Annotated in this window: 21 protein-coding genes and 3 pseudogenes; 11 read left to right on the top strand and 13 right to left on the bottom strand. The window is 66.7% G+C overall.

What is annotated here, in order from left to right; genetic code table 11:
• The first annotated feature begins 35 nt into the window (after positions 1-35).
• Positions 36-1046, top strand: a complete 1011-nt coding sequence (locus OG841_RS28880; protein ID WP_328638861.1) for a YecA family protein — start codon at positions 36-38, stop codon at positions 1044-1046.
• A gap of 417 nt (positions 1047-1463) precedes the next feature.
• Here OG841_RS28880 and OG841_RS28875 read toward each other — a convergent pair whose 3' ends face one another.
• The 12 genes from OG841_RS28875 to OG841_RS28820 form a co-directional block, all read right to left on the bottom strand.
• Positions 1464-1943: a hypothetical protein gene (locus tag OG841_RS28875; RefSeq protein ID WP_328638862.1), complete on the bottom strand. Its 480-nt coding sequence runs from the start codon at positions 1941-1943 to the stop codon at positions 1464-1466.
• A gap of 187 nt (positions 1944-2130) precedes the next feature.
• Positions 2131-2895, bottom strand: coding sequence for an SDR family NAD(P)-dependent oxidoreductase (locus tag OG841_RS28870; RefSeq protein ID WP_328638863.1), 765 nt, complete (start codon positions 2893-2895; stop codon positions 2131-2133).
• Positions 2896-2964: 69 nt separating this feature from the next.
• The gene (locus tag OG841_RS28865) at positions 2965-3351 is read right to left on the bottom strand and encodes a hypothetical protein (RefSeq protein WP_371567074.1); all 387 of its coding nucleotides are present in this window, start codon (positions 3349-3351) and stop codon (positions 2965-2967) included.
• A gap of 300 nt (positions 3352-3651) precedes the next feature.
• Positions 3652-5010 (bottom strand): DNA cytosine methyltransferase, encoded by a 1359-nt coding sequence (locus OG841_RS28860; RefSeq protein ID WP_371567073.1) that lies wholly within the window; start codon positions 5008-5010, stop codon positions 3652-3654.
• Positions 5011-5019: 9 nt separating this feature from the next.
• Positions 5020-6849 (bottom strand): DNA cytosine methyltransferase, encoded by a 1830-nt coding sequence (locus OG841_RS28855; protein WP_371567072.1) that lies wholly within the window; start codon positions 6847-6849, stop codon positions 5020-5022.
• Complete coding sequence (locus OG841_RS28850; RefSeq protein ID WP_371567071.1) at positions 6846-7742, bottom strand: hypothetical protein; 897 nt, start codon at positions 7740-7742, stop codon at positions 6846-6848. Before OG841_RS28850 ends, OG841_RS28855 begins: the two co-directional genes overlap by 4 nt.
• Complete coding sequence (locus OG841_RS28845) at positions 7739-9712, bottom strand: hypothetical protein (protein WP_371567070.1); 1974 nt, start codon at positions 9710-9712, stop codon at positions 7739-7741. Before OG841_RS28845 ends, OG841_RS28850 begins: the two co-directional genes overlap by 4 nt.
• Entirely contained in the window at positions 9709-10734 is a 1026-nt protein-coding gene (locus OG841_RS28840; protein ID WP_371567069.1) for a PD-(D/E)XK motif protein, read from the bottom strand. Before OG841_RS28840 ends, OG841_RS28845 begins: the two co-directional genes overlap by 4 nt.
• The gene (locus OG841_RS28835; RefSeq protein ID WP_371567068.1) at positions 10731-13292 is read right to left on the bottom strand and encodes a Z1 domain-containing protein; all 2562 of its coding nucleotides are present in this window, start codon (positions 13290-13292) and stop codon (positions 10731-10733) included. Before OG841_RS28835 ends, OG841_RS28840 begins: the two co-directional genes overlap by 4 nt.
• A 274-nt stretch (positions 13293-13566) precedes the next feature.
• A complete protein-coding gene (locus OG841_RS28830) occupies positions 13567-13959 on the bottom strand; it encodes a very short patch repair endonuclease (RefSeq protein WP_371570856.1) in 393 nt (130 codons plus the stop codon).
• A gap of 180 nt (positions 13960-14139) precedes the next feature.
• The gene (locus OG841_RS28825) at positions 14140-15441 is read right to left on the bottom strand and encodes a restriction endonuclease (RefSeq protein WP_371567067.1); all 1302 of its coding nucleotides are present in this window, start codon (positions 15439-15441) and stop codon (positions 14140-14142) included.
• 99 nt (positions 15442-15540) lie between these two features.
• A complete protein-coding gene (locus tag OG841_RS28820; RefSeq protein WP_328638871.1) occupies positions 15541-16173 on the bottom strand; it encodes an ATP-binding protein in 633 nt (210 codons plus the stop codon).
• A gap of 218 nt (positions 16174-16391) precedes the next feature.
• Between OG841_RS28820 and OG841_RS28815 the strand changes: the two genes are divergently transcribed.
• The 10 genes and pseudogenes from OG841_RS28815 to OG841_RS28770 all read left to right on the top strand — a co-directional run bounded on the left by OG841_RS28815 (position 16392) and on the right by OG841_RS28770 (position 23737).
• Complete coding sequence (locus tag OG841_RS28815) at positions 16392-17237, top strand: helix-turn-helix domain-containing protein (RefSeq protein ID WP_371567066.1); 846 nt, start codon at positions 16392-16394, stop codon at positions 17235-17237.
• On the top strand, positions 17238-17465 hold the full coding sequence (locus OG841_RS28810; protein WP_328638873.1) for a DUF397 domain-containing protein: 228 nt from the start codon (positions 17238-17240) through the stop codon (positions 17463-17465).
• A gap of 75 nt (positions 17466-17540) precedes the next feature.
• A complete protein-coding gene (locus OG841_RS28805; protein ID WP_328638874.1) occupies positions 17541-19289 on the top strand; it encodes a hypothetical protein in 1749 nt (582 codons plus the stop codon).
• Positions 19286-19834, top strand: coding sequence for a hypothetical protein (locus tag OG841_RS28800; protein ID WP_328638875.1), 549 nt, complete (start codon positions 19286-19288; stop codon positions 19832-19834). The genes OG841_RS28805 and OG841_RS28800 overlap by 4 nt, the downstream gene beginning before the upstream one ends.
• 40 nt (positions 19835-19874) lie before the next feature.
• Positions 19875-20387, top strand: coding sequence for a nucleoside deaminase (locus tag OG841_RS28795; RefSeq protein WP_328638876.1), 513 nt, complete (start codon positions 19875-19877; stop codon positions 20385-20387).
• A gap of 105 nt (positions 20388-20492) precedes the next feature.
• Positions 20493-20903 (top strand): annotated as a pseudogene (locus tag OG841_RS28790) (BtrH N-terminal domain-containing protein); the annotation flags it as partial.
• Between the two features lie 73 nt (positions 20904-20976).
• Positions 20977-21519 (top strand): annotated as a pseudogene (locus OG841_RS28785) (DUF4872 domain-containing protein); the annotation flags it as partial.
• Between the two features lie 247 nt (positions 21520-21766).
• Positions 21767-22591: an ABC transporter ATP-binding protein gene (locus OG841_RS28780; RefSeq protein WP_328638877.1), complete on the top strand. Its 825-nt coding sequence runs from the start codon at positions 21767-21769 to the stop codon at positions 22589-22591.
• 64 nt (positions 22592-22655) lie between these two features.
• Positions 22656-23327: a hypothetical protein gene (locus tag OG841_RS28775; protein WP_328638878.1), complete on the top strand. Its 672-nt coding sequence runs from the start codon at positions 22656-22658 to the stop codon at positions 23325-23327.
• Between the two features lie 107 nt (positions 23328-23434).
• A complete protein-coding gene (locus OG841_RS28770; protein WP_266564188.1) occupies positions 23435-23737 on the top strand; it encodes a zinc-ribbon domain-containing protein in 303 nt (100 codons plus the stop codon).
• 14 nt (positions 23738-23751) lie between these two features.
• Here the strand turns inward: OG841_RS28770 and OG841_RS28765 are convergent.
• Positions 23752-23890: pseudogene (locus OG841_RS28765) on the bottom strand (SAM-dependent methyltransferase); the annotation flags it as partial.
• Positions 23891-23901: the final 11 nt, after the last annotated feature.

Genomic DNA, 23901 nt, shown 5'->3' with positions numbered 1-23901 from the left:
CTTCTTTGTCACTGATCGGCAGTACGGTGTCACCCATGCGCCCCGACACGCCTGCCGAGAACGTCGACCACAACGCCGAAGCGGCGCGCCTGGAGCGGACCGCCGACCGGTATCCCGAGGACTCCGAAGCCCTGCTCCTGCAGGCCGCGGCCCATCTGGAACTGGCCGGCGACCGCCCCGCCGCGTCCTCCCTCTACGACCGGTTGCTGTCCTCGTCCCAGAGCTTGGAGAACCCCCATCTGGTACGAGCCCTCAAGGCCGCGAACCTCTGGGAGTACGGCCATGAGGCCGAGGCCCGCGCGATCATCGAGGGCGTCCGCATGGCGGCCCCCCGGGACCCCGCCCCCTGGGTGATCGTCGCGGAGGCCCTGGAGTCCCACGACGAGCTGGAGCAGGCGCAGGAGACGTTCACGGAGGGGGCCCGCGTGCTCCTGACGGACGTGGCGGAGCCCCCGTACTCCACGCATCCTCTGCTGTTCGGCCGCCACCGCGTGCGCCGCATGCTGGGCCTGGCCCACGACGACTGGGATGTCCTGGCGGACACCCTCCACTCCTCCCCGGTCTCCCTGGACGAGCTGCACGACCCGAAGCGCGTCTGGTCCCTCGGCTCGGAGAACCCGGCGGAACTGGAGGCGGAGATCTCCCGCCTGCGCGCCGAACTCGGCACGTTCAGGGAGGCGCTGTCCCGCCCGTTCCCGGTGGCGGTCCTGCACTGGCCCGCTTCCGAACTCACGGAGCTGGTGGACGCCTACCCTTCCCTCTCCTCGGAGTACCCCTCCCACGAGGAGCACCTCGCGACGATAGAGGCCTCCTTGCGCGAGCTGTCCGCCTCCGGCACGGCGAACCTCGGCATCGTGACGGGGACGGTCCCGTCGTACGAGGCGTTCGCGGCATCGGAGGGCATGTCCCCCGCGGAGACGGCACTGCTCCCCCAGTACGCGACGACTCTGGCGGCCCGGGGCCGCGCGGTGGAGTGGCCGCCGCAGCGGGGGACGGCGTGCTGGTGCGGGTCGGGGCGGGGTTATGGGGAGTGCCACGGGGAGTGAGCGACGGGCGGGGGCGGGCCCGAAGAGCCGTCGGCCGGCGCCGGGGCCCGCCCCTCCGCTTGCAGCGGGATCATCATGCCGACGCTCCCTGCCACTCCCCCCCTCCGGCCGCAAGCCGCCGAACCAACCCGGCGTGCAGGCGAGGCGCGACCGCGCACCCCGACCCCGGCCGACATGACGACCGACCCGACCCTGAACTCACCTGGGCCACCCGTCCCTCCGGGCCGCCCGCTCGCTTCTGCCCCGTGCTGGAGCGGACTGGGTCAAGGGTCGGCCGCAGTGCGATCGCCGCAGGCGACGCGACCGCAGGGAGCGCCCTTGAGGCACGCCGCGGAAGCACGACACTGGCCAAGAAGCGGGCGGCCCGACGGCACCGATGAAGTGAGCGGTGCCGCTGGACGGTTCAACGCCGCTGGATCAGCCGCATCGGATGTCCGGGGTGCTGAGGGTGTACTTCACACCGCCCCGGATCAGTGACCCGCCCAGGTGGATGCACTCGTTGGTCGCGTCGAACCAGGTGTAGAGCGGCCCGGCGTAGTAGTGATAGTTCGCCGGGTGCTCCTGCGGCGGGTCGGCGGAGTAGTCGCCGCTCTCGTCGAAGAGATACAGCGTGATGTTGGACGCCAGTCCGTCGTAGGGGCTGGAGAAGAACTTCGCGCAGTTCCGCTTGGTCGAGGCGTTCCAGTAGGTGCGCGCGTAGCCGCCCCCGCTGCTCCCCGAAGGGCTCTTGGCCCAGTAGTTCTTGCCGTCCCAGCTGCCGCTGCACTCAACGGCCGCGGGAGCGGCAGCAGTTGTCGCACCGTTCGGCGCCGCCTGCGCGGTCGGAGCGGCGACCAGCCCGAGCATCAGCGCCATGACGCCGAGGCCGAGCAGCTGTGTTCTCCGTAAACGCTTCATCCGCAACTCCTGTGGTGAGATGTCGCTAATCCGGCACATGACAGATGGCACTCGGAATGTTCTGCTTGTCACGGCGCCAACACCCGGCTTTTCACGAAATCTCCGCCGTATGAGAAGCCGTGGAGTGTCGTGCCGGTGAGGGCGGGATCACCTCAAGGCCGGCCCGCCACGACCGGACCAGCCCCGATCAACCGGCCCTCATCGCATCCGAGATGGACTTGACACCACCGTGCACGGTGAGCCCCCCGTCCACAGGAATCTCCGCACCGGTGATGAACGAGGACTCGTCGCTCAGCAGAAACACCACAAGCGGAGCGATGTCATCTACGGTCCCGCTCCGCCCCAACGGGGTCTCCCCGATGGTCGCGTCCCGAAAAGCCTCCGTAGCCCCGGCCGTCATCTCGGTCTCGATGTACCCGGGATGCACGGTATTGACCCGGATCCCCCGAGGCCCCAACTCCATGGCGGCAACCTTCGACACCCCACGCAGAGCCCACTTACTGGCGGTGTAGGCAACGGGGTAGTACCCGGTGAGCGCAGCGGACGACCCGACATTCACGATGGACGCCCCACTCGTCATCAGCGGAGAGAGGTACTGAATCCCGAGCAACGGCCCAACGGTGTTCACGGCCTGCACCTGCGCGAAGTCCTCAGCCCGAACACTGTCGATCCGATCCCGCTGAATGATCCCCGCGTTGTTGACCAGCCCATGCACCTGGCCGTGAGTCTCCTTGAGCTCGGCGGCGAGCTCAGCCCAGTCGCCCTCACGACTGACATCCAGCCGCCGACACTCACCACCCTCCGGCCGCGCGTCGGTCCCGATCACAGTGGCCCCCGCCAGGGCCAAGGCGGCAGCCTCGGCAGCCCCCTGCCCGCGAGCTGCGCCGGTAACCACTACGACCTTGCCGACCAGCCGCTGGGCCTGCTGATCACTTCCGGAGATCCGAGTCATGGCGGAAAACATAGCCGTAGCAGGTAACAGCCCCTCCCTGCCGGCCTCTTGGCCCTACTCAGCGATCTATCAGCCACCCACCCGTGCCACAAACGGCTCGGCATGCGTCGGCACCGACGCCACCAACGCGATCCACGACCCGTCCGCGAACACCAGCTCGAAACGGCCTCGCTGGAGCACACCCTTAGGATTCGCGCGGACGCCGAGGACGGCAGCTCGTGGCGCCTCCCACTGCAGTTCGTACGCCGCTGTGGTCTGCCAAAGCTTCGCGCGGTCAGCGAGGACGAGCACTCGGCGGTCAGTGAACGCGACCGCCAACCTGGTAGCTGGCAAACGCGCGGCACTGTAGTGAGTCACCAGGAACCGCCCGGCCTGACTCTCCCAGCCGCCGTACATGCCTTTGCCATGGGCCGCCTGAGCGAGGGTGTTGTCGACCGCCAGCTCGGCGCCCTCCATGGTTCGCTCCACGCCGCCGGCGGGCTTCGGCTCACTCGGCCGGAGGAACCGCTGTACCGCGCCAGGGAGACGGGACTTGATCCGGCGTTCCAACTCCGACTCCTGGGGCGGCTGCCGCAACCAGACCGGCCGCTCCGGTACCCCGGGGGCCAACTCACCCTCACACACCGCGATCAGCTGTTCTCCCGACTGGAGGTGTGGCTGGACCTGGTCGCGGCAATCGTTGTTCATTTCCGTGTCTCTCCGGTTGGACGAGTGGTCAGCCGAACGGATTGTCCCGGAACCAAACCACTGTCCCTGTCAAGCCGACTGCCGCAAGAAGGCGTAAATAGCCGAAGCGACCGCCATCCCCAGCGGGATCGGAACCGCGTTGCCGATCTGTTTTGCGATCTCCGTCTTGGAGCCACACCAGCGGAATTCGCGGGGAAATCCCTGGATTCGCGCGGCCTCGTAGTGGGTGATCGGGCGGGGCTCCGCAGGGTGGAGATACCTGCCCTTTTCCGGCTTGAAAAACTCGGTGCGAATGGTCACGGATGGTTCACCGATGCGGAGCCTTCCCATGACATCACCAGTGCCGGTCGTGTGATTGTCCCAGCTGTCTGTCGACAGGTACTCGACCTTGGTCTTCACACCCAAGGGGTTCGGCACGGTGAAGAACTCGAAGACGCCGTCTTCGTTCACCGTGTACCACTTGCCCTCCAGATCCTTGCGGTTCCCACCCGGAGGGATGGCGAGGTAGCGCGCCACCGAAAGCTGTTTCGGTTGGCGTTTGAAGTGGAGATCGTCGGTCGTGAAGATGCCCGGAACGTACGCCCCGATGTCCTCGATCCGCTCCTCGCCGCCAGGGAGTTCGGTGCTCGAGAGCCGGAGTTTCGCCGACTCCTCGAATACCCGGTCCACGGTCTCCCAGTAAAGAGGTTCGGCACCGACGCCCTCGAGCATCTGTGCAGCGACACCCGCGCCGTTCTTCGGGCGGCGCCTCCGCGCCGGGGCCGGATAGGACATCGCATGTCCATTCTCGATGTCCTTGCGGACACCGATGACGATGGTGCGCCGGCGCGCTTGAACCGCACCGTAGTCAGCCGCGTTGAGGAGGTAGCGCTTGATCTTCTCTTCCTCCGTGTCGACGGGCATGTGCCCCGGAGGATCGACCAGCCGATACTCGGCCAACTTGCCACCCTCCTCGACCTCTTTGAGTAGGTTGAGGAATTCACCCGACTTAAGGAAGCGATCTACGTTCTCGATGACGAATACCTGCGGCCGAACCTTCGCAACGATGCGAACGTACTCCTCCCACAGGCGGTTGCGCTCCGTGCCCTTCTTGTTCCGATTCAAGGCGGAGAAGCCCTGGCAAGGAGGCCCACCGACCACGACATCCGCATGCAGGTCGTCCTCGGTCGGCTCCCACTTCTCAATGTCCCCGAAGTGGATGCGGGCGGCAGGAAGCCGCTTGTCGAGCCGAGCGCTGCCGAAGTTGACCGCGTACGTGGCAGCCGCGGCGGCGTTGTGCTCGACTGCGGCGATGCTTTGGAAAACCGGCCCGCCGTCCTCCGCGCCTTCGGGCCGGAACTCATGAAATCCCTGCGTAAAGCCGCCACAACCCGAGAACAGGTCTAGAACGGTGATCATCTTGGGGTTGCTGGAGGAGGACGCGTGCATGGGCTGATCTTAGCTTCGTAGGGCCGCGGCGATGGCGCGTCCGACCGCAGCGGCAAGGGGCGGGGGCATGGCGTGGCCGATCTGCCGGTAGCGGGACGTCTTTCCCCCGGCGAAGGTCCACTCCTCGGGGATCGATTGGATCTGTGCGGCTTGCTCAACAGTCAGTCTGGGCATCTCGCCTGGGGGGAAATCCACGCCCGGAGGCTCGTCGCCCAGGCTGTTGCCATTCACTCCGAGCGTGGCCCACGCCTTCTTACTGCCGGTGGGGCCCAGGTCGGCGCCACCTCTCCGGTCGGAGCCGCCGACCAGTGCGGGCGCGATGCGGTCGGCATTCTTGGCCCACTCTTCCGCCCCCGTCCAGCCGCGCAAGGACATGGATGGACCCAACACCTGGCCGACGGTCGGGGCGGACCTACCGTCCGGTTCAGGCCAGGAGAACCGTGGGAAGTACGGCTCCTTCAGGGCGACAAGGAAGCTGCTCCTGCGGTTCTGCGGCACACCGAAGTCGGCAGCGTTGAGGATCTTCCACGTCGTGCGATACCCGGCTCCTCCGAGTTGAGCTCCCATCCACTCACGATCGACCTCGAACTCCGGGCTTTCTGCCAAATCCGGGACGTTCTCCAGAAGCACGGCCTTCGGCTTCACTGAGCAGACCAGCTCGATCGCGGCCCGCAGAACTCTGCGCTCTTCAGTGTCCTCGTCGCGCCCGACGGTTGCCATGGACTTGACCCGTGGAAGGCCGCCGCTGAGGAGATCGACGCCGTTGATGTCCGGGCGCTCGTCGAGGGGGAACTGCACGAGGTCGATGCAAATCGTGTCCCATTCGGGTCTGTTCCGCCCGATCGTGAAACAAGCATCGGCCTTGCTGTCGATGAGTACCACGGGATCAAATCCGGCCCACTCCAGGCCGAGCGCCTGTGCGCCACACCCAGCACATATCTCGACGGAACGGAACCGACGGGTTTCGGTCGGTCCCATCAGAACGGGCTGCACAGGCGCAGAGGGCGTCTCCTGCGGGGTGGCGGGATGCGCGGCATTGACAACCGCGGTGCTCTGCGGCGCATCCCGCCCAGCGAGCGACGACGCAGGGCGCTGCGCATCGACGGATTCCTGAGCTACAGCCCGCAGCTCGTCGTCCAGGGCACGCTGCTCTATGCCGTCGAAGAGCACGAACGGGGCGAGCCTGAGCAACCTCTTCAGGAAGTCGCGAAGCGTCTCACGCTCGTTCAGGCCCTGGAGATCGAGGTCCTTCCACACACGGAGAATCGCGCGAACCATGTGCGGACTGCCGCCGAGCGCGGCACGTCGGGCGTAGATCTGGTCGAACGCCGCCTCCCCGAGGATCTTGAGCGCGCCGTACGGCTCCGGATCGTCGGAGGCTCGTACGAGCTGAGCGCGCCACCACAGACGGCCGAAGACATGGCGGGTGAGGTCAGTGCCGAGGACACGGTCCCTCGGCGGCTCGGGATAACGCCAGAACGCCACATCCGGGAGAACGACGAGGGCAAGGAACGCCCAGACGTCCCGAGAAGCAGCCTCGGCGGGCACCACTCCCATCTCGGCATGCAGCAAAGCGGCGAGTTGAAGGTCGAATTCGGCGTTGCGTGTGCGGTCGGAGCCGTCGGGGAAACCCGCGCTCTTGGCAAGGTCGACGACCCCTGCGCGCAGCTCGCGGAGCCGGGCGGCGGAGATCCGGTCCCCACCGGTGGCCACGTACACGGCCGACTCGTGGGAGAAGCCGACACGACCGGCCAGTTCGGCGATCGGGAGGTATCGGTACTCCTCGAAGAGCGGTTTGGCCTGTTCCGCGAGCAGTCGGGGGTAAAGGAAGCTCATCATGATCCCTCGAAGATCTTGACCGCCGCCTGCAGGTCCGAGGCGAACAGAGAAGGTGACTGCCGTTGGCGCAGACGGACGTCGGTGACCAGCTGATTCGGGAAGAGCCGGTCGAAGAGACTCACCATGGTCGCGCCGAGCGAACCCTCCGGGAAATCGCCGTCCTCGGTGAAGTCGTCGTTTGCCAAGGCGTGCTCGATCATGATGCGCGCCGCGTCCGCGTAAACCGCGGAAAGGACGACCCGGTCGATCGGACGTGGCTTGCCCGCGTTCTCGAACGCGGTGGCGGTGACGGTGTTTCGCTCGTTGACGAGCAGGAGCAGTGAGCCCATGGTTGCGCTCTCCAGGCCGCCACTGATCTGCAGGTGCCATGCGGCCTCGTCGGGGAACGACGTCAGTGAGAAATCGATCACCGCCATGGGGAACTGCGGCGCGTCGCCCTGCAGGCGCAGCTCCTCCCGATCGCTCCACAGCACCGAGCCGGCACGACGAGGCGAGGACGGACGGGCGTCGGGACGGCGTTCGGCCAGGACCAGGGCGGTGTCGAGTGCGAGCAGGCCGCCGAGGTCTGCACCGCGCAGAATAATGTCGAACTCCGCGATGATCGTGCCGCTGTCTGCCAGTCGAGCATGTTCCGCCGGTCCGCTGAGGTTGGAGCCGGTGGCTGTCCACACCACGGCGAGGGTCAGCGCCACATCGGTCGCAAGACCCGACTGGGAACGCGCACGATCGAGATCGACACTGACGGTTCTGCGGAGGTGCAGGTCCATCTGGTAGTCCCAGTCCGGCAGCGCCTCCGGCATCGGGACCTCGCCGTCCTCGGTCACCAGCAGCCACGGCTCGGCAGTGACGACGTCCTCGGGCGGGACGCGGTATGGGAGAACGCGGCGGGTCACGACTCCTTCACCGCTTCGACCTTGATGCCGATCTCGGTCATGGTGTCTGGGGCCGGGCGTACAAGTGCACGCCATATGGTCTCGCCGCCCTCGATGACACACGCGTCGATGGTGTGCAAAAGGCCGTCGCCGTTCTCCCAACCGACCAGGACCGGCATACTCGCCCCGATCGGCGGATCGGTCTCACGCCCGCCGGTTCCGGGGAGCGTGACGGCCAGGTCGATGCGAACCCGCTGCGGACCGTCCGCGGGCAGGCGGAAGTCCTGGACGAGCAGTTCATCGTCGCCGCGATCCTCGTAGTACGGCTCCCCCACGTACTGCACACGCGGGCGCCGTCGTACGGCGCCCGCCTCACCGTTCCCCGGTCCGTACGACTCTCCCTGGGCACCGGAATCTGCTGGACTGCCAGCGGAGTAGCCCTCTTCACGGCCGGACGACGTGCCCTTCGTGGCGGGGCGGCCGACCGACCGGCGTGAGCGTTCCTCCTGCTTCGCGGCACGCGTGGCGGTGCTGCCCTGCTTGGAGTAGGCCGTGGCCCCACCAATGCCCCAGGCTCCGCCCACGAGACCGGAGAAGAATGAACTGGCTGCACCCAGCGCGACATTGCTCGCACCGGAGCGGGCAGTCCCGCTCAAGGACAGCAGCTCGCTCAGCGCCTCGCCGACGCGCTGGAACGTCGTCCTCACGAAGGTGCTCTCGGGCCGGTCCAACGACTGCGGGTGCCAGGCATCGTGCGTGGGCGGCTCGGCCTTCGCATACACATCGTCCATGGCCTCGTCCGCACGGAAGACCCCGGCATAACCCTGGTTCACGCTCGGCGGCTTCGGCCCCGGATGGTAAGTGACGACGAGTTCCGCGGGCCGCATCAGGCAGACGTGATGCACAAGGTCCTCGATGTCGAGCATGCGCGAAGCGCGCGTGGGCTCCAGGGGAGGCATGATCCGCTTCACCAACCCAAGTCGCCCGAGATGCTGCTTCGGCTTCAGGCACGCGAGATCCCTGCCGCCTGGTCCCGTCATCGTCTCGTACGCGTCGACGAACATGTTCAGCGGACGGGCGTCCCGGGGATCCGGCACAGGATGTTCGACGCCGTCGCAGGTGACGGAGAAGCGCATGGCCGGGTCCTTGCCGTCCGCGGAGATCATCTTGGGCCAGAGGTGCCAGGCGACGGTCTCCGCCAAGTAGTCGGCTGCTGCGGTCGGTTCGAGTTCGTCCAGGTTGGGGTCGATGACGACGATGGTCGTCCCGGTCTCCTCCGGGCCGAACCCTCGAAGCCCCAACTGTTGGGCAACGGCCTCCGCCGCCGGGCCAACCAGTGGTTCGACGACCTCCCCCGAGGTGTCGCCCCACCAGTGGCGGCCTGTGTACCGACGCTCCGCATCGCCCTCCTGGGCCACGTAGCTCTTCCACAGGGTGCAGCCGATCAGCCGCGTCTCGTAGCCGCCCCGGGGCATGCGGCATCGAGAGTGGACGAGGACGGTTCCGGATCCCGACAGCAAGTAGAAGATGCCCTTACCGAACCCGTACGTGCCGCCGCCGAGAGCGGTGTCGCGTGGCTCCCCAATGTTGCGGATGAAGGAGACGAAGTCGCGCTCGGGGCCGACGGCATCGTCGGCGCGCGTGGGGCCGCCGAGTCCTCGAGTGCCGCGGTCGGAGACGGCGAGCACTCGGGCGGGACGACGCTTGAGGGTCTCACGCAACGGGAAGTGCTCCGCGCTCATGGGCGCGCCGTCGAGGAGAAGCTCTCGCCAAGCGCCGGCGTGCGCCGGGCCGACCGTCCATATGTCGATGCGGAAGTCGACCGGATCGGGGAAGTCCTCGATCCGGGCGTCCCAACTGTTCTGCGCGGACTCACGCACCAGGATGGTGAGCAGATCGAGCTCCGGGCGTCCGAGCTGGTTGCGGATGCCTTCGGCGGCGCTGGCACCTTCCGGCGGATAGGGCTGGGAGAACCAACGAGGCTCTGTCACGCGGGCTCCTGGACCAGGTCCTCGATCATCTGGGACACCTGCTCGGGCTCCATCGATGCGGGAACCTCACCAGACAGGTCGATGGTGTACTCGACGTCCAGGACCGACACCGGCACGCCGCCCGTGGTGAGCGCTTCGCCGGTCAATCCCGGGAAGTCCCCGTCGACTCGGTACCACCGCTCCTCACCGATCGCGAAACGCACGTCCTCATAGAGGTCGGCGTCGGCGAGCCGGTAGCCGGCCTTCGCGAGAAGTTCGAGGAGGGCTCCTTCGTCGTCGCACAAGCGAAGGGCCTCGTCCACCGTCTCCACGAACCGCGTGCCCACTCCACTCGTCGTGGTGCGGTGCAACCGGAACCAGGCCAGGCAGAGCGTTCCACCGGCGGGAGCTTCGAGTTGGTCGAGCCCGTGGATCCGCGGTCGCCGACCCTCGCTACTCGTACTCGCCTTCACCTCGACGGCATTGAACGCAGCCGAGAAGTCGTGGCGGTACCTCTCGGGCCCGTGCCAGATCCGGTGCGCACTCGGGTCCTTCGCAAGGAGACGGTTCAACACGGTCAACTCACCGAAAAGTCCGGCAAGTTCTTCCGGCCCCAGCGGCGGCCCTTGAGTCCGGAAGAGCGACTTCCAGCGATCGAGCACTCGGTACAACGCCTTGACGGGATTGTCGGGCAACTCGACGGCCTCCTCCAACACGTCCACGCACAGCTCGGTGAACAGGTCGTTGAGATCGTCTCGCAGGCAGCCCAGGTCCGCGTAGGTCTGGTAGCTCTCCGCATCCTCCAAGGGACGCTTGCGCAGCCGGAGCACTGGCCCGTCCAGGCCGGTACGAACCTTTATGTGCGTGTGGATCGGCACCAGGAGATGGCGGTGCCCGTCGTGGTCAACGGCCACCGCCAGCGGGCCATTGCCGGTGTCAACGGACAGTTCCGCCACCCGCAGTCGACGCTCCCCCGTGGTCTGTTCGGCCTCCAGCGCAGCCCAGTGCTGCTCGACAAGGCCGCGGAACTCGTCCTCGTTCATGCGTCCTCACCGTCGACGAGGCTGTAGTCCTCCTCCTCGATCTCGATGTTCACATTGGACAAGTCCGCGGAGATGTAACTCTTCACAGTGCTGTCGCCGTCCTGCGGCTTGGGGAAGACCAGGCCGACGCCGATCACGTGCTCCTCCGCGTCGAGGGGCGCACGAAGCGTCTTCGACGGACTCGGCCGAGACAGCTTGTCGATGGGGTACAGAACCAGCAGACCGGTGTCGGGGAGCTGCTTTCGCCGTTCCTCCGCAATCTCCTTCTCGGTGAGCTTCCCGATGTCCCCTGTGAGGTCGACCGCCGCGTCCCTGCGGCTCATCAGTGTCTTGATGTCTGCGAAGTCCGGGTCAGGGTTTTCCAGGGCAAGGCGGGCACGATTGTTCCGCCCGACGGTCACATGGGGCGCGAAGGTGAAGTCCTCGCCCTTCCCTGCGGGGGTGCCCACAATGGCGACATTCCAACGGCCCAGAGAGCCCGCGGTGACCCGCTTCCGGATGTAGTTGCCGATCAGCTCGGCGTCGTTCTCCGGGGACTTCTTGTCGAACTTGTAGTTCGACAAGAAGTCGAGCACGAAGTCGTGCGGCACGTCGCGGAAGACGAACCGTCCATCCGCCGCCCGCTTCTCCACACGGCGTGCGTTCGAGGTCGCGGCGTCGACCAGCGTGCGCGCAGCGGCGATGTTCCCTCGCAGCCACTCGGCGTTCGTGTGGAAGTAGTGGGTCTGGACACGCTGACCGCCGTACGAGGAAGCCGCCACGACGGCATCACGCATCTTGGCGGCCGCCGTCACACGCAGCGAGGGGTGCGTGCGCAGGCGCACGGCGAAGGTCTGCGGGTTCTCGTCCTCCGTCATGTAGATGTCGATGTCGCGGCGCATCTCGGTCTCGACCGTGGCCAGATGCCGGAACCACTCCGCGAGTTCGTCGGTCATCCAAGTCCTCGGCAGGTCGGCGTACCCGTTGCGGAAACCGAACCAGCGCCCCATCTGGAGCAAGGTGTCGTACGCCGAGACGGAACGGACGAAGTAGCTGACGGACAGCCCTTCAAGGGTGAGTCCACGCGAAAGGGTGTTGCCGCCCACCGCGATCGCGACGACGGGACCGTTCTCGTAGTCGAGACGGTCCTCACTGCTGGAGTTGTCCATGATGATGCGACAACTGTCGAGCACCCCGGAAAGCTGCGGCACCAATTCCTCGAATGGCACCTTCGTCTCGCCGAAGTCCTGCGCCGGGACGCGCGCGGTCTCCATGTCCCACAAGGCACGCAGCCCCGAGAGATAGTCGGGACTCGCCAACGACTGCGCAGCACGCTTGCGCAGAAACTCCAGGGGCCTCTTGAAGCTGTTGTGGACCGCGGTGTTGACGCTGGTGTGGATCAGCATCGTGTTGTGCGGGTTGCCGGTGCCGCGCACGCGTCGGGCCGCGGTGACCAGCCAGAAGTACTCGATGGCCCGTCGCAGGGTGTCGGTGATGTGCGGCTCGAAGCCCTCGACGTCGGCCCTGGTCTTGGGGCGCACAGCGGGAACGTCGTCCTTGGGCACCGAGCGGATCATGTCGTATCCGTCGTCGACCTGCTCCGGGTCCTCACCGTCGAGGGCGTGGCGGCCGAAGAGCACTTCGGTGCCGAAGTGCCCGGCAGGCTGGGGCAGATTGACGACGAAGTCCTTGGGATACAGGTCCTCGGCACTAGGGTCGATCAGCAGGTTCGCGAACGGGGACGCCGTGTAACCGACGTACGCCGACTTGGGCAGGTGACTCATGATGCTCAGGATCAGCGGATTGATCGACGCGGTCGCCACCGTGGCCTGGTCGGCCTCGTCGTCGATGATCAGCGCAGGGCAGTCCTCAAGGTAGGTCGAAGCCTTCTCGAGCCACTTGGCGAGCTTGCGCAGGACCGTCGCGTTCTTCTTCACTACGCACAGCACGTGGGTCTTGTTGCTCTTGCCGAAATACGAAGCCGGGTTCTCCTGCGGGGTGAAATCCTTCTCCAGGCCGGTCAGTTGCGACCACAGCGAGGGGTTCGGCTCCACGAGCTGCTGCACGAGACGGGCCTGGGTCTGGCGGCGTAGTCCATTGTGGATTCCAGCCAGGACTATGAAGAGCTTGTAGCCGCGATCCGCGGCCTTCGCCATGACAGACGTGAAGTTGGTCGTCTTCCCGGACTGCACGTAGCCGACCACAAGTCCACGTGTGGAGAACCGCTTCTCCTTCGGGTGGTTCAGCAGGGAGACCACACGAGTCGAGGAGTCGTCGAGGCTCCTGATCGCGGGATCCTCGGGCCAACCGTCCTTGCGCAGTTGGTCCGCGACGGCCGGCCAGCATTTGTCCTTGGCATGCGGTCCCGTGTACCAGGTGTCGCGGTTGCCCAGGATCACGGCGTGCGGTTCCTCGAGCTCCTTGATGCGAATCGTCTGCTGCTCGTGCCGCTCACGGATCTGCTGCACGATCTCCGGAGGGATGCCGAACTGCTCCAGCCTCTTGACTGCCTCCGCTGGGGGAAACGAGTCGAGCAGTGCTTTGAACGTGTCGTACATTCCGTCGAGTTCGTCGGTCATGGGAGTCGACCGTTCCCCGTTTCTGTTCACTCGAGCCAACCGGACTGCGAGGCGCTGCGCCTCGTCGATCAGCCCATCCGCGACACAGACACCTTGAAATGCACCGGGGACGCGCCCCCGTGCACACAACATCTACACGATATTGTGCAGGGCACGTCCTGATATGCAGAATCGTGGCCCCGATTTGGTGTGGAAACCCGGAGCTTCACGAGGCCCACGCGGAAACACCTGCTCGCGAGGAACGGCACGCCGCCCGATGCGGGCGCCCCCGGGGTCAGGAGTCGCCCAAGGCCGACCTGCGAGACCGCACCATGGTCTCGATCAGGTGGGCGACGTCATCGGCCGACTCATGCTCCCAGAACCTCAGCACTGTCCAACCGGCGGCAGTCAGGTGGTCGGTCGTCTCACGGTCACGCGCGATGTTCCGGTCGAGCTTCGAGCGCCACCACTCGGCGTTGGCCCGCGGATGCGTGGCGTGCTCCGGGCAGCCATGCCAGTAGCAGCCGTCGAGGAACACAGCAATCCTCAATTTACTGAAGGCGATGTCCATGCTCCGCCGCGGCATACCCGGTACGGGGTAGTGCACTCGGTACCGCAGCCCGTCGGCGTGCAGCAGGCGCCGTACAGTCAGTTCCGGCTGAGTGTTATGAGACGCCTGCCGACTCATACGAGCTGAAACGGCTGGGGACGATGCGGTCGGGGACATGGGACCAGTCTCCCGCGCTCACGCTTCCGCGCAAGCCCTGCCTCATGTTCTCCAGGAGCGCCAAAGGGCCCCATGACGGAGTACGCCCCGGCGCTGTCTCGCCAGCGGGCACACTGAGCTCGTCCGGCGTTGCCGAAAGACTCACTCCAGAAGGATCTCTTCGGGGCGCCGGCTGGTGATCGGTACACCTTGGGCATAGAGGATGTGGTCCAGGCATGCTGCAAGGTCGTTGCCGTGATCGTCTCGGGCCATGCTGCGCAACTCACGGGCCAGATCCAGCCCGTTGACGAGAACGATGGGGTATTGGTCCTCCACCATCTCGAGTTGAGCCGGCTCCGAGAAAGCTCCGGTGGTGACGTATGCGCCGATCCAGCCGCGGCGTAGGCGTGCAACCACTCGTGCTATCTGTTCAGCGGAGACACTGGTGTCCGGACGTATGCACTTGGCTTGGCCGAGGACGACGAGGCTGGTACCGGCCAGACCTGTCCCAAGGTCGATACGACCGACGAAATCCGCGCCACCGTCTCCGGAGCGCCGAGTGATCCATCCCTCGCGGTAGTTGTGTCCGGAACCTCTCAGCACACGAGCGGCGACGGCAGAAGCGACGGCCTCGAAGTCATGTTTGCGTCTGTCGAACTGCTCATAGATGAACCGGAGGTCTTCGTCTCGCCGACTGCCTGGCGCAGGACGCTGATCACGCACCTTCGTGACGCGGGCTCGAGCAACGCGCCGGCGGACCCGGGGCAGAGCGGAGTGCCCCCGCTTGACCCACTCCCGCCAGGCGCGTGGTGCCTTGACCAGGGCCTCCTGATCAGAGACGGCCGGATTACGACGCGCAGTGATCCAGTCCCAGTCGACCTGATCGTTCTCGACAGTGAGATCGATCAAGGCAATGTCGTACACGTAGTTGGTGAACGTTGTGTGCTCGTGTCCTGCCCACTGAACGATCCGTTCGGCCCGTTCCACAACCCCGAGTCCACAGAACTCGACGAAGCCCTTGACCTTGCCGTTGCGTGACACAGCCCGAAACAGCAGCAGAGGGACCGCATCGGCTCGCCCCTCCGGTGTCGGCGCCTGATGCTCCGTAAAGGCGTCAAGAAGGGCAGCGTTCCCTGTGGTGGTTCCGGGGGACTTGGCCAGTCCGACCTTGTGGTCACCGAAGTACCGCACGTGACCGTTGTCCATATCGAACACGTCGTGCCACGGCGTCTGCTCGCTGCCGGCCTTCCACGGACTGGAACGGATAAGGATGGCCGGCCGCCGTTGCCTCCCCCTCGCGGAGACCTTCGCCATGCCATTTATGCCGGACTCGAGAAGTGCCTTCTTGTGACCTGGAGCATCCGTCACGTAGTGGAAGTTTGTGTATCCATCGAGCACGGGGGAGGTTGGGTCCTTTGCGCTCGAATAGCGCAGCACCTGCCCCACGCGCAGCGACTCCCCCATAGCACTCCTTCCTGCGACCCACGAAGGAGTGATCATTACACGATCCGAAAAGTCAGCGCTTGACGAACTCGCGCACCCCTTGGCCATGGCAGGAGCCCGTCAGGCTGCGTCCGCTTCAGCCTCGTAGTGCACCTGAGCCCGGTCGAGCATGTCGTCCGGATCATGGCCACGGGCGGCGGTCCAGTGAAGTAGGTCCGCGATCAGCTCGATCGCTGACTCCTCCAAGGCCGTATCCCGCCTCCTTCCGAACAGCCCAAGGCCACCAACGCGTCCCTGATATCGCTCAAGTGCATCAACGGCCCGCTCGATGCGGCGGCACGCTCGTCCGGAGCTGATCGCGATCTCACACCAAACCGCCTTGCCGACGGCGGTCAGGACAGTTCCCCAGTCCACCGCCAGCGCCGCGAGAAGGTGCAGACCGCGGCCGCACTCCTCGTCACAGCCTGCCGTCTTGGACGTCGGCACCGCCTGACTCTTGTCGTGGACTTCCAGCCTCAGCCGCTCTCCCCTCCGTTCCAGGATCAGAGTCGCTGAAACACCTTCGCCGACGTGTTTGAAGACGTTCGTCGCCAGCTCCGTGACGAGCAGCTCCGCCTCATCCGTCGCTGTGGACACGCCCCACAGGTTCAGTTGCTTGGCAGCCGCCTTCCGGAGAAGGCGCACTTCCGCCGGCACCGCCTCAAAGGGCAGGACACAGCGGAGTAGGGGCTCGGACATCTCGTAGCCGTGCATGGCTACTCCTCCCTCCCAAGCCACACAGATGCTGCGCCTGCCGTGTTCACACGACTGCACTGTGTAGCGGTCTGAAAGCGAGCATGGCATAGAGAAGTCTCACTGTGTAACTTCTCACGAGAACCCAACGAGTGAATCTGATGGTGAGTCCGGCCGCTCCCTGCCTAGCCTGATGGGATCTCCGGGCCTGACGACCCGGAACTTGGCGGAGGAGCCGCATGCCTGAACGCACTACAACCCGGCGTCGTCAACTAGGCGCGATGATGCGCAAGTTGCGCGCACGCAAGAGCCTGACGCTTGAGGACGCCGGAAAACTCGTCGGTGTTTCCAAGGCAACGGTGAGCAGGTACGAAACCCAGGCCGGACCGGTCAAGTGGATCGTCGTCGACGCACTTTGCCGCGAGTACGGGGCCACCGACGCCGAGCGTGCGGCCATTGTCAGGCTCGCCAAGGACGCCAAGCAGCAAGGCTGGTGGAGTTCCTTCGCCGACTCCATCCCCGAGAGCATGAACCTGCTGCTCACCCTGGAAGATGAGGCAGTACACGAGAGTCACTTCTCGTGTGTCTACGTCCCCGGCCTTCTGCAAACCCGCGCCTACAGCACGGCTGTGCAGAAGGCCAACGAGGTCCCACTGGAACCTGCGGAGATCGAGCGGCTGGTCGACATCCGCATGAAGCGGCAGGACATCCTCTCCCGCTCGAAACCGCCACGCCTGTGGGCCATCCTCGACGAGTCCGTGGTCCGCCGTCTCGTCGGGTCGCCGGCAACCATGAGGGAACAACTCGACCGGCTACTCGAAGCCAACGAGTCGCCTCACATAACGCTCCAGGTCTTGCCCTTCTCCAAAGGAGCGCACGCGGCTGCTCTGGGAAGCTTCGTCATCATCGGCGGTGCCGATCCAGGCCTCGACGTCGTGTACGTCGACTTCCACACCGGCTCCCTCTTCCTGGAGAAGGACGAGGAACTGGAGCGATACAGACTTGCGTTCGAGTACCTGCGCGCACAAGCGTTGGACATGGAGGCTTCCTCCGCCATGATCCATCGCGCCCGCAAGGAGCTGTGAATGCCTGTCGGTCCTCAGAGTGCCTCTGATCTTGCCTGGTTCAAGTCGTCGTACAGCGGCGGAAATGCGACCGAGTGCCTCGAAGCCGCGATCGTTCCGTCCGGTGTACTCATACGGGACTCGAAGCGTCCCGAGCATCGGCACCTCACAATGTCGGCTCTGTCCTGGGCCGAGTTCCTGGCGAGCGTCAACTTGCCGCACCGACCAGTCGACTCCGAACTGACCTGATCAACTGTTGGCAACCCCCGTCATCCCTGCAAGAGTTGAGCAACACCAGCGAGGCTCAGGGGACACGGAGCGACAGTGCAGGTATGGAGACAGATCTGGCTGTTCCTGTGCGCCGTGGGCCTCGCGTTCGTCGCTCTCGCCTATCCCCGTAGTCACGACGACGTCGTCGACGCGACCCAGTTCAGCATCGCCTTCTTCGCGACGCTGCTGACCGGTGAGGCGGTCATCTTCGCTCTGACCTTCTCCGCGGCGAGTTCGTGGCCGTCATTACGGGCGATCGACGGGCACATCGCGTTCCGGGAGTGGGTGCTCATCGGATGGTTCGCGGCGCTGTTCACCGGCTGTGGGCTGCTCGGCGACAACGCCACGAGTGCCACCTACGGCGCGCTGCTGTTCCTGCTCGCGAACATCTACGGCGTCTTCTCCTTCGTACGGCTCTTCGGGCTGGCCAGCATCGGTGGCCGCAATCAGCTGTTACGCCACACCCTTGCCGACGCGCTGGCTCGGCAGGGAGGCGGAAGGGGCGGCAGAAGCGGCAGAGGTAGCAGCCGTCCTGGCTCGCCCTCCCCAAGCCTTGAGCACGACCCCATCGTCAACTCCTACCTGGGGACCGTCAGTCAGGCCGCGACCGGCAATGACCCGACCGCCATCCGGCATCTCGTCGACCAGTTGGTGGAGGCGGAGGTGCCGGTGGAGGCCGTCGACGACGCCGTCACCGTTCATCTCGATGTGCTGCACCGCCTCGTGCGGGCCACTCTCGCCGGCGGTGCCGATCCGATCCAGGCCGTCTCCTGCGCCCATGCGCTCATCGACTCGGTGATCGGTCACTGCCGACGGCTGTCCGACCCCGCTCCGCCGCTCGGCGCCCTCAGCCGCTACCTCGCCTGGCTCGCCAACACCGCCCTGCTGATGTCGGTACGTGGCGTCGCCTCCAGCCGGGCCGCCCGTGAGCTGGCCGCCCTCACCACCGACGCCCGGCTGAAGATCTTGCGCTGTGTCGACCCCGATCCCAAGTCCGCCGCCCACCATGACGAACTCGGTTCCATTCTCACCAGCCCGCTCCAAGTGCTGCTGTGGACCGGCGACTTCACCGAGTTCCACGGTGCCCATCAGGCCAGCGCGCTGTACGGGACGTACGAGATCCTCACCGGCACCAAGTTCATGGGGAACTACTGGGACGGGGCCTCCATCCTCAGCCAACTGCGTCAGTCCCTGTACGGTGATCAAGGCCGCGTCTCCACGCCCGAGGCCGACGCCGCCCGACGGGTTCTCGGTTCGGTCGAGGACTACGACCACTTCTGGGCCCTCGTCTCCGTGACGGCGCTCGCGACCCTGCGCGATGCCCGGCTGCCTCACCCACCGGAACTGATACGGCCCGAATTCACGCCCGACCACCAGTTGTTGGGTGCCTACCTACGGACCTTCGCCACCCACCGCTACTTCGCCACGGCAGCCGAAGCCCGCGAGGCCCTTCTGAGTCTTGTCTGCCGCGCTGACCCTCCCGGTTCGGCCACCGCGGAGATACGGCGTGCGCGAGGCGGCCGCACCTACCGGTTGCCTGTCCCGCTGGTCGAGCCCCAGCGGCGGCCTGCCGCGATGATTCTCGCCGTCGCCTGCCGCCTGGCCCCGCTCGCTCCCGCCGAGAGCGACTCCGAACTGCGCGACTTTCTCGCCGTACTCCCTGCTCCTGCCCTGCAGGCGACCGCCCGCCTTGCCACGCGGGTCCTGCCCGGGGCCGCCGGGGAGAGCGACCCCGTCGAGGCCGTCGTCACCGGCCTGGCCGTCCTGCAACTGGTCGGCACCCACACCCGGGAGGGATCGTGACCGACCCCGTCATAGACATCGATTCCTGGCGCGAACGCCTCGCCGGGCTCGAAGCGCAGGACGTGACCGCGGCCGTGGTTGTGCAGTGTGGCCAGGACTGGCTTCAGCCCGGTTTCACGGCCTTCCGCAACGAGGTGGACCAAGCGCTGATGGCCGCTCAGCTTCGACGCGGCGACCGTCTCACCCTCACCCGCGTCATCCTGCACAACCTCCCTCTCACCCCCGAGACGGTCTCCCGACCGCCCGCTGTCGACAGAGCTTTCGCCGAGTGGCACGAGCGGCTGTCCGCCACCGGAGTGCTGCTCTGCCCGGCAGGCTCGTCCGCCGCTCCGCGCATCCACCGGCTCATACTCCGCGGCGACCAGTCCGGCGCAGACATCCCGGATATGGTCGAACTGTTGAAAAACGGGGACTGGACCGACCCCCACAAGGCCGAACTGGCGTTGCACACCATCACCACCGCCGGAGCGACCACGCCCCTCACCGGCTACGACATGGACTTCGACGGCCCCTTCGGCGACGCCGATCCCTCCATCTACATGTAAGTGCACCCGCAACCGGCACGACGGAACACTTGGAGAACAGGTGCCCTACGCTCCCGAGACCCCTCAGGACCACGACTTCCTCACCCAGGCCATCGAACTGTCCCGCCACGCCCTTGAGGACGAGGGCAAGACCCCGTTCGGCGCGATCGTCGTCATTGACGGCGAAGTCGTGGCCACCGGTACCAGTTCGGTCGTCGAGCTCCGCGATCCCACGGCACACGCCGAGGTCATGGCCCTGCGTGCCGCCGGTACGAAGCTCGGGCGCCATCTGATGGAAGACGCCGTGATGTACTCGAGCAGCGAGCCGTGCCCCATGTGCCTGACCGCCTGCTACTGGGCGCGCGTTCCCCGTCTCGTGTATGCAGCGACCAGTCACGACGTCGCTGTCAACGGCTTCGAGGATCTCCAGTTCTACCGTGAGCTCACCCTCCCCAACGCCGAACGAACCCTGCTCACGGAGACCTCCGCAGGCGGCGAGTCCCGCGAGATCGCGGCGTCGGCTCTTGCCGGCTGGGCGGACAAACTTCCCTTCCCCGTTGAGCCGAAGCTCTGAGGTTCACCTCGCAGAGGGCGAGGGCCGACTTCACTCCTCGTAAGGCGAAGCGGTGTCAACGGGGCGTGATGACCGGGCCGATCACCCCGACCAGGAGAGCATCGCGTGACCATCGTGAACGGCATCGACACCCGCGCCACCCAGCACTGCGAGACCACCACCCTCGGCGTACTCCTCCGCCACCAAGGACTCGATCTCTCCGAACCCATGCTCTTCGGCCTGGGCCGCGGGCTCTCCTTCGTTTACTGGGACAGCAAGAGCATGGGGTTCCCGTTCCTCGGGGGACGGGTCAGGCCGTTCGAGCTCACCCGGAATCTGGCCGAGACGCTCGGGCTGGAGCTCGTGGTGCAGGAGACCGCCTCGGCCCGGAAGGGCTGGGCGAACGTGGTGGAGGTCATTGAGGGCGGCCGGCCCGTGGGGTTGCAGCTCGACAGTTACCACCTGGACTACTTCGGGTCGAAGGTGCACTTCGGTGGTCATGTCGTCGCGATGTACGGCTACGACGACCAGGTCGCCTAATCCCCCGGTAAGGACGGGCTCGGCCGGAGAGAAGCCCCCGGGTCGTTCGATTGGTGCCCACGAGTCTCGGCGGTATCTCGCTCAGGCTCGGGCCGCGCGGGGGCCCATGACCGCCAGGCACCGGTCCTTCACCCTCACCGTTCCCACCGTGCCCCGGGGCCTGCCCGCGGCTCACGAGAGGATCTTTCCCGCCATCACCGCCTGTGCCGACGCCTTTCTCAACCCGCCGATCGCCAACCTGGGTCACCGTGGCATCGAGAAGAGCGGCAAGCTGGTCCGCACCTGGCTCGGGCGGACCGACGACCCACGGCGGGACCTGCCGCAGGCCGCCCTGCTGATGGAGAAGGCCGGTACCGGCGGCGCCCTGTTCCGCAATCTCTACCGCGACTTCCTCGCCGAGTGCTCCCAAGTGCTGGAGCCAAGTCCCCAGTTGCGCACCGGCCACCGGTTGTACACCGAGGCCGCCGTGCTGTGGACGGAGGTCGCCGCGCTGATCACCCGAGCCGGTGAGTCGGGCGATGAGAAGTACCTCGTACGGGCGGGCACCGCCCTCCACGAGCTGTCACGCATCGAACGCGAGGCCATGGAGGCGCTGAGCCGTCTGGAGTCCTGATCGAGGCCCGGGCCAGAAGAGTCACTTCCCTACGCGGTACTTCAGGTGGGTGGCCAGCGGGGTGACCACCACTCCGACCTGCTCGAGGCGCCCGGCCCCCACTCCCTCGAACAACCGCTGCCTGCATTCGACATGCCGTAGAAGAATCGGCGGCCCCGCATCACATTTCGCTTCATCTCACTTCACCGAGCAGACCGTCGTGGCGCTTCCCTGCCCCCTGCCCGCCGCTCCCTCCTATCCTGGCCAGGTGAGACTTGAGGGGGTCGGGCTGCGCTACGGGTGGCGTGGGCCGTGGGTGGTGCGTGAGGTGGATCTGGACCTGCCGGCCGGTCGGCTCGTCCGGGCCCAGGGTGCCAACGGGTGCGGGAAGTCGACGTTGCTGCGGGTGGTCGCCGGGTCGGCCCGGCCGGACCGGGGGCGGGTGCTCGGGCGTCCGGCGCGTACCGCGTACGTCCCGGAGCGTTTCCCGCCCGCGCTGCCCTTCAGCGCGTCGGAGTATCTGCGGCTCGTGGGGCGGGTGCACGGTCTGCCGGGCGCGGAGGCGGAGCGGCGCGGGGCGCGGCTGCTGGCCCGGTTCGGGGCCGAGGAGCACGCGGGGCAGCCGCTGGCCAAGCTGTCCAAGGGGACCTGCCAGAAGGTGGCCGTCGTACAGGCACTCCTCGCCGAGCCCGAGCTGTTGGTGCTGGACGAGGCGTGGACGGGACTGGACGCCGATTCGCGGGTCGCCCTGGACGATGAGGTGGAGCGTCGGGTGGCCGAGGGCGCGACCGTGGTCTTCGTTGATCATGATCCGGAACGGCTCTCGGAGCGCACCGATCTGCGGTGGGTCGTCGGTGGGGGCACGGTGGCCGTGACGCGGCAGGCCGCCGCCGCACCGGTACGGATCGACTGCGCGGGCCTGACGGGCGGGGTGGCGGAGCTGTCCGCGCTGCCCGGCGTGCGGGCGGTCAGCACGCTCGCGGACGGGAGCGTGCGGCTGGAGACGGACGAGACCCACTCGGACGCGGTGCTGCGCGCGCTGCTCGCCGAGCCGGGAGCCCATGTGCGGGGCGTGAGCGGGGGACCACGGTGAGAGCACTGCTTCAGACCTACGGCGTTCCGGGCGCCCACACCCCACACCCGAGCGGAGTCCGCCCTTGACCGCGCTGCTCCGCTACTACAGCGCCCTCCTCCTCCGCTCCCAGCGCTGGCTCCCGCCCGTGCTGTTCTACGTGGGGCTGGTGGCGATCTCACTGGACGGTCAGTCCGGGCTCGGCAGTCAGCTCGGCTGGAACGCCGCCGTGCTGGTGCCCGCCCTGGCCTGGCTCACCCGCTCCCTGCTGGCCGCGGAACCGCCTGCGGCCCGTGCCTGCCTCGCCGCCGCGACCGGTACCCGTCGGCCGCAGTACGCCGCGCTCGTCATCCCCCTGGCCGTGGGTCTGCTGCTGGTGACACTCGCGGCAGCGGGGGCCCTGCTGGTCTGCCGGGTGCCCCAGAATCTGCCCCTGGTGCTCGGCAATGGTCTGGCCACCGGACTGGTCTGCGCGTTGACGGGCAGTGCGCTCGGAGCGGCCGGTAGTCCGCCGCTGGTGCGCACGACGGTGGGCGCGGCCGGAACGCTGGTCATCGGTTCGGTGCTGCTGCTGGTGGTCTCCGCCTCGCCGGCGAACGCGGCCGTCCGTGACGCCTTCTCCTCCGACGGCGCCGATGGCCACTTCCCGCTGCTGCCCCTGCTGGCCGTGCTCCCCCTGGTCGTGGCCGGCTGGTGGACCTCGGCCCGAGCTGCCGGCCGCGTCGGCGCCGGCACCGGCGGCCAGGAGTCCGGGTGACGGTCACCGACGCGCTGCCCACAGTCCACTGCGCGGGACGGCACAGCACAGACGCCGGTCCCGGGGATACTGCCTCTCAAGCACCGACCCCGGAAGGCGACGACATCATGCTCATCCTCTTTGGCACCAAGGGATACCTGTACCAGCTCGCGATACTCACCCTGGTGTGCGGGCGCTGCGGGAATCCGGCCGCGCACACCCTGCGCAAGCGCGTCACGAAGTTCACGCTGTTCTTCGTGCCGTTGTTCCCGATCTCCACGAAGTACGCGACGCAGTGCACGTTCTGCGGTGCGGAGAGCAAGCTGAGCGCGGAGGAGGCGGAGCAACTGCAGACGCAGGCCGCCGCCGGTGGCGGGACCGGGGGTCAGGTGCAGGGCGGACAGGCCCCGCAGCAGCCGTACCACCAGTAAGGGTCAGTAACGGTTCAGGTGAGCTTCCGGGCCACCCCGCCGTAGAAGCCGATCTCCCGCGAGCGGGGCGGCGGGGGTGTGTCCGGGCGCCAGAGCGCCCTGGGCCACGCCCGGGTCGATCAGCTCGAAGCCGTCGAAGAAGCGCTCGATCTCTCTCGGTTTCG

The organism is Streptomyces canus (assembly GCF_041435015.1).
In the GTDB taxonomy this organism is placed as follows: domain Bacteria; phylum Actinomycetota; class Actinomycetes; order Streptomycetales; family Streptomycetaceae; genus Streptomyces; species Streptomyces canus_G.
This window is presented reverse-complemented; position numbering and strand designations above follow the sequence as displayed.

What these genes read in the sequence shown, in the direction of transcription:
- OG841_RS28880 (WP_328638861.1), top strand. Translation starts at nt 36, where the DNA reads ATGCGCCCCGACACGCCTGCCGAGAACGTCGACCACAACGCCGAAGCG.
- OG841_RS28875 (WP_328638862.1), bottom strand. Translation starts at nt 1,943, where the DNA reads ATGAAGCGTTTACGGAGAACACAGCTGCTCGGCCTCGGCGTCATGGCG.
- OG841_RS28870 (WP_328638863.1), bottom strand. Translation starts at nt 2,895, where the DNA reads ATGACTCGGATCTCCGGAAGTGATCAGCAGGCCCAGCGGCTGGTCGGC.
- OG841_RS28865 (WP_371567074.1), bottom strand. Translation starts at nt 3,351, where the DNA reads ATGGAGGGCGCCGAGCTGGCGGTCGACAACACCCTCGCTCAGGCGGCC.
- OG841_RS28860 (WP_371567073.1), bottom strand. Translation starts at nt 5,010, where the DNA reads ATGCACGCGTCCTCCTCCAGCAACCCCAAGATGATCACCGTTCTAGAC.
- OG841_RS28855 (WP_371567072.1), bottom strand. Translation starts at nt 6,849, where the DNA reads ATGATGAGCTTCCTTTACCCCCGACTGCTCGCGGAACAGGCCAAACCG.
- OG841_RS28840 (WP_371567069.1), bottom strand. Translation starts at nt 10,734, where the DNA reads ATGAACGAGGACGAGTTCCGCGGCCTTGTCGAGCAGCACTGGGCTGCG.
- OG841_RS28835 (WP_371567068.1), bottom strand. Translation starts at nt 13,292, where the DNA reads ATGACCGACGAACTCGACGGAATGTACGACACGTTCAAAGCACTGCTC.
- OG841_RS28830 (WP_371570856.1), bottom strand. Translation starts at nt 13,959, where the DNA reads ATGAGTCGGCAGGCGTCTCATAACACTCAGCCGGAACTGACTGTACGG.
- OG841_RS28825 (WP_371567067.1), bottom strand. Translation starts at nt 15,441, where the DNA reads ATGGGGGAGTCGCTGCGCGTGGGGCAGGTGCTGCGCTATTCGAGCGCA.
- OG841_RS28820 (WP_328638871.1), bottom strand. Translation starts at nt 16,173, where the DNA reads ATGCACGGCTACGAGATGTCCGAGCCCCTACTCCGCTGTGTCCTGCCC.
- OG841_RS28815 (WP_371567066.1), top strand. Translation starts at nt 16,392, where the DNA reads ATGCCTGAACGCACTACAACCCGGCGTCGTCAACTAGGCGCGATGATG.
- OG841_RS28810 (WP_328638873.1), top strand. Translation starts at nt 17,238, where the DNA reads ATGCCTGTCGGTCCTCAGAGTGCCTCTGATCTTGCCTGGTTCAAGTCG.
- OG841_RS28770 (WP_266564188.1), top strand. Translation starts at nt 23,435, where the DNA reads ATGCTCATCCTCTTTGGCACCAAGGGATACCTGTACCAGCTCGCGATA.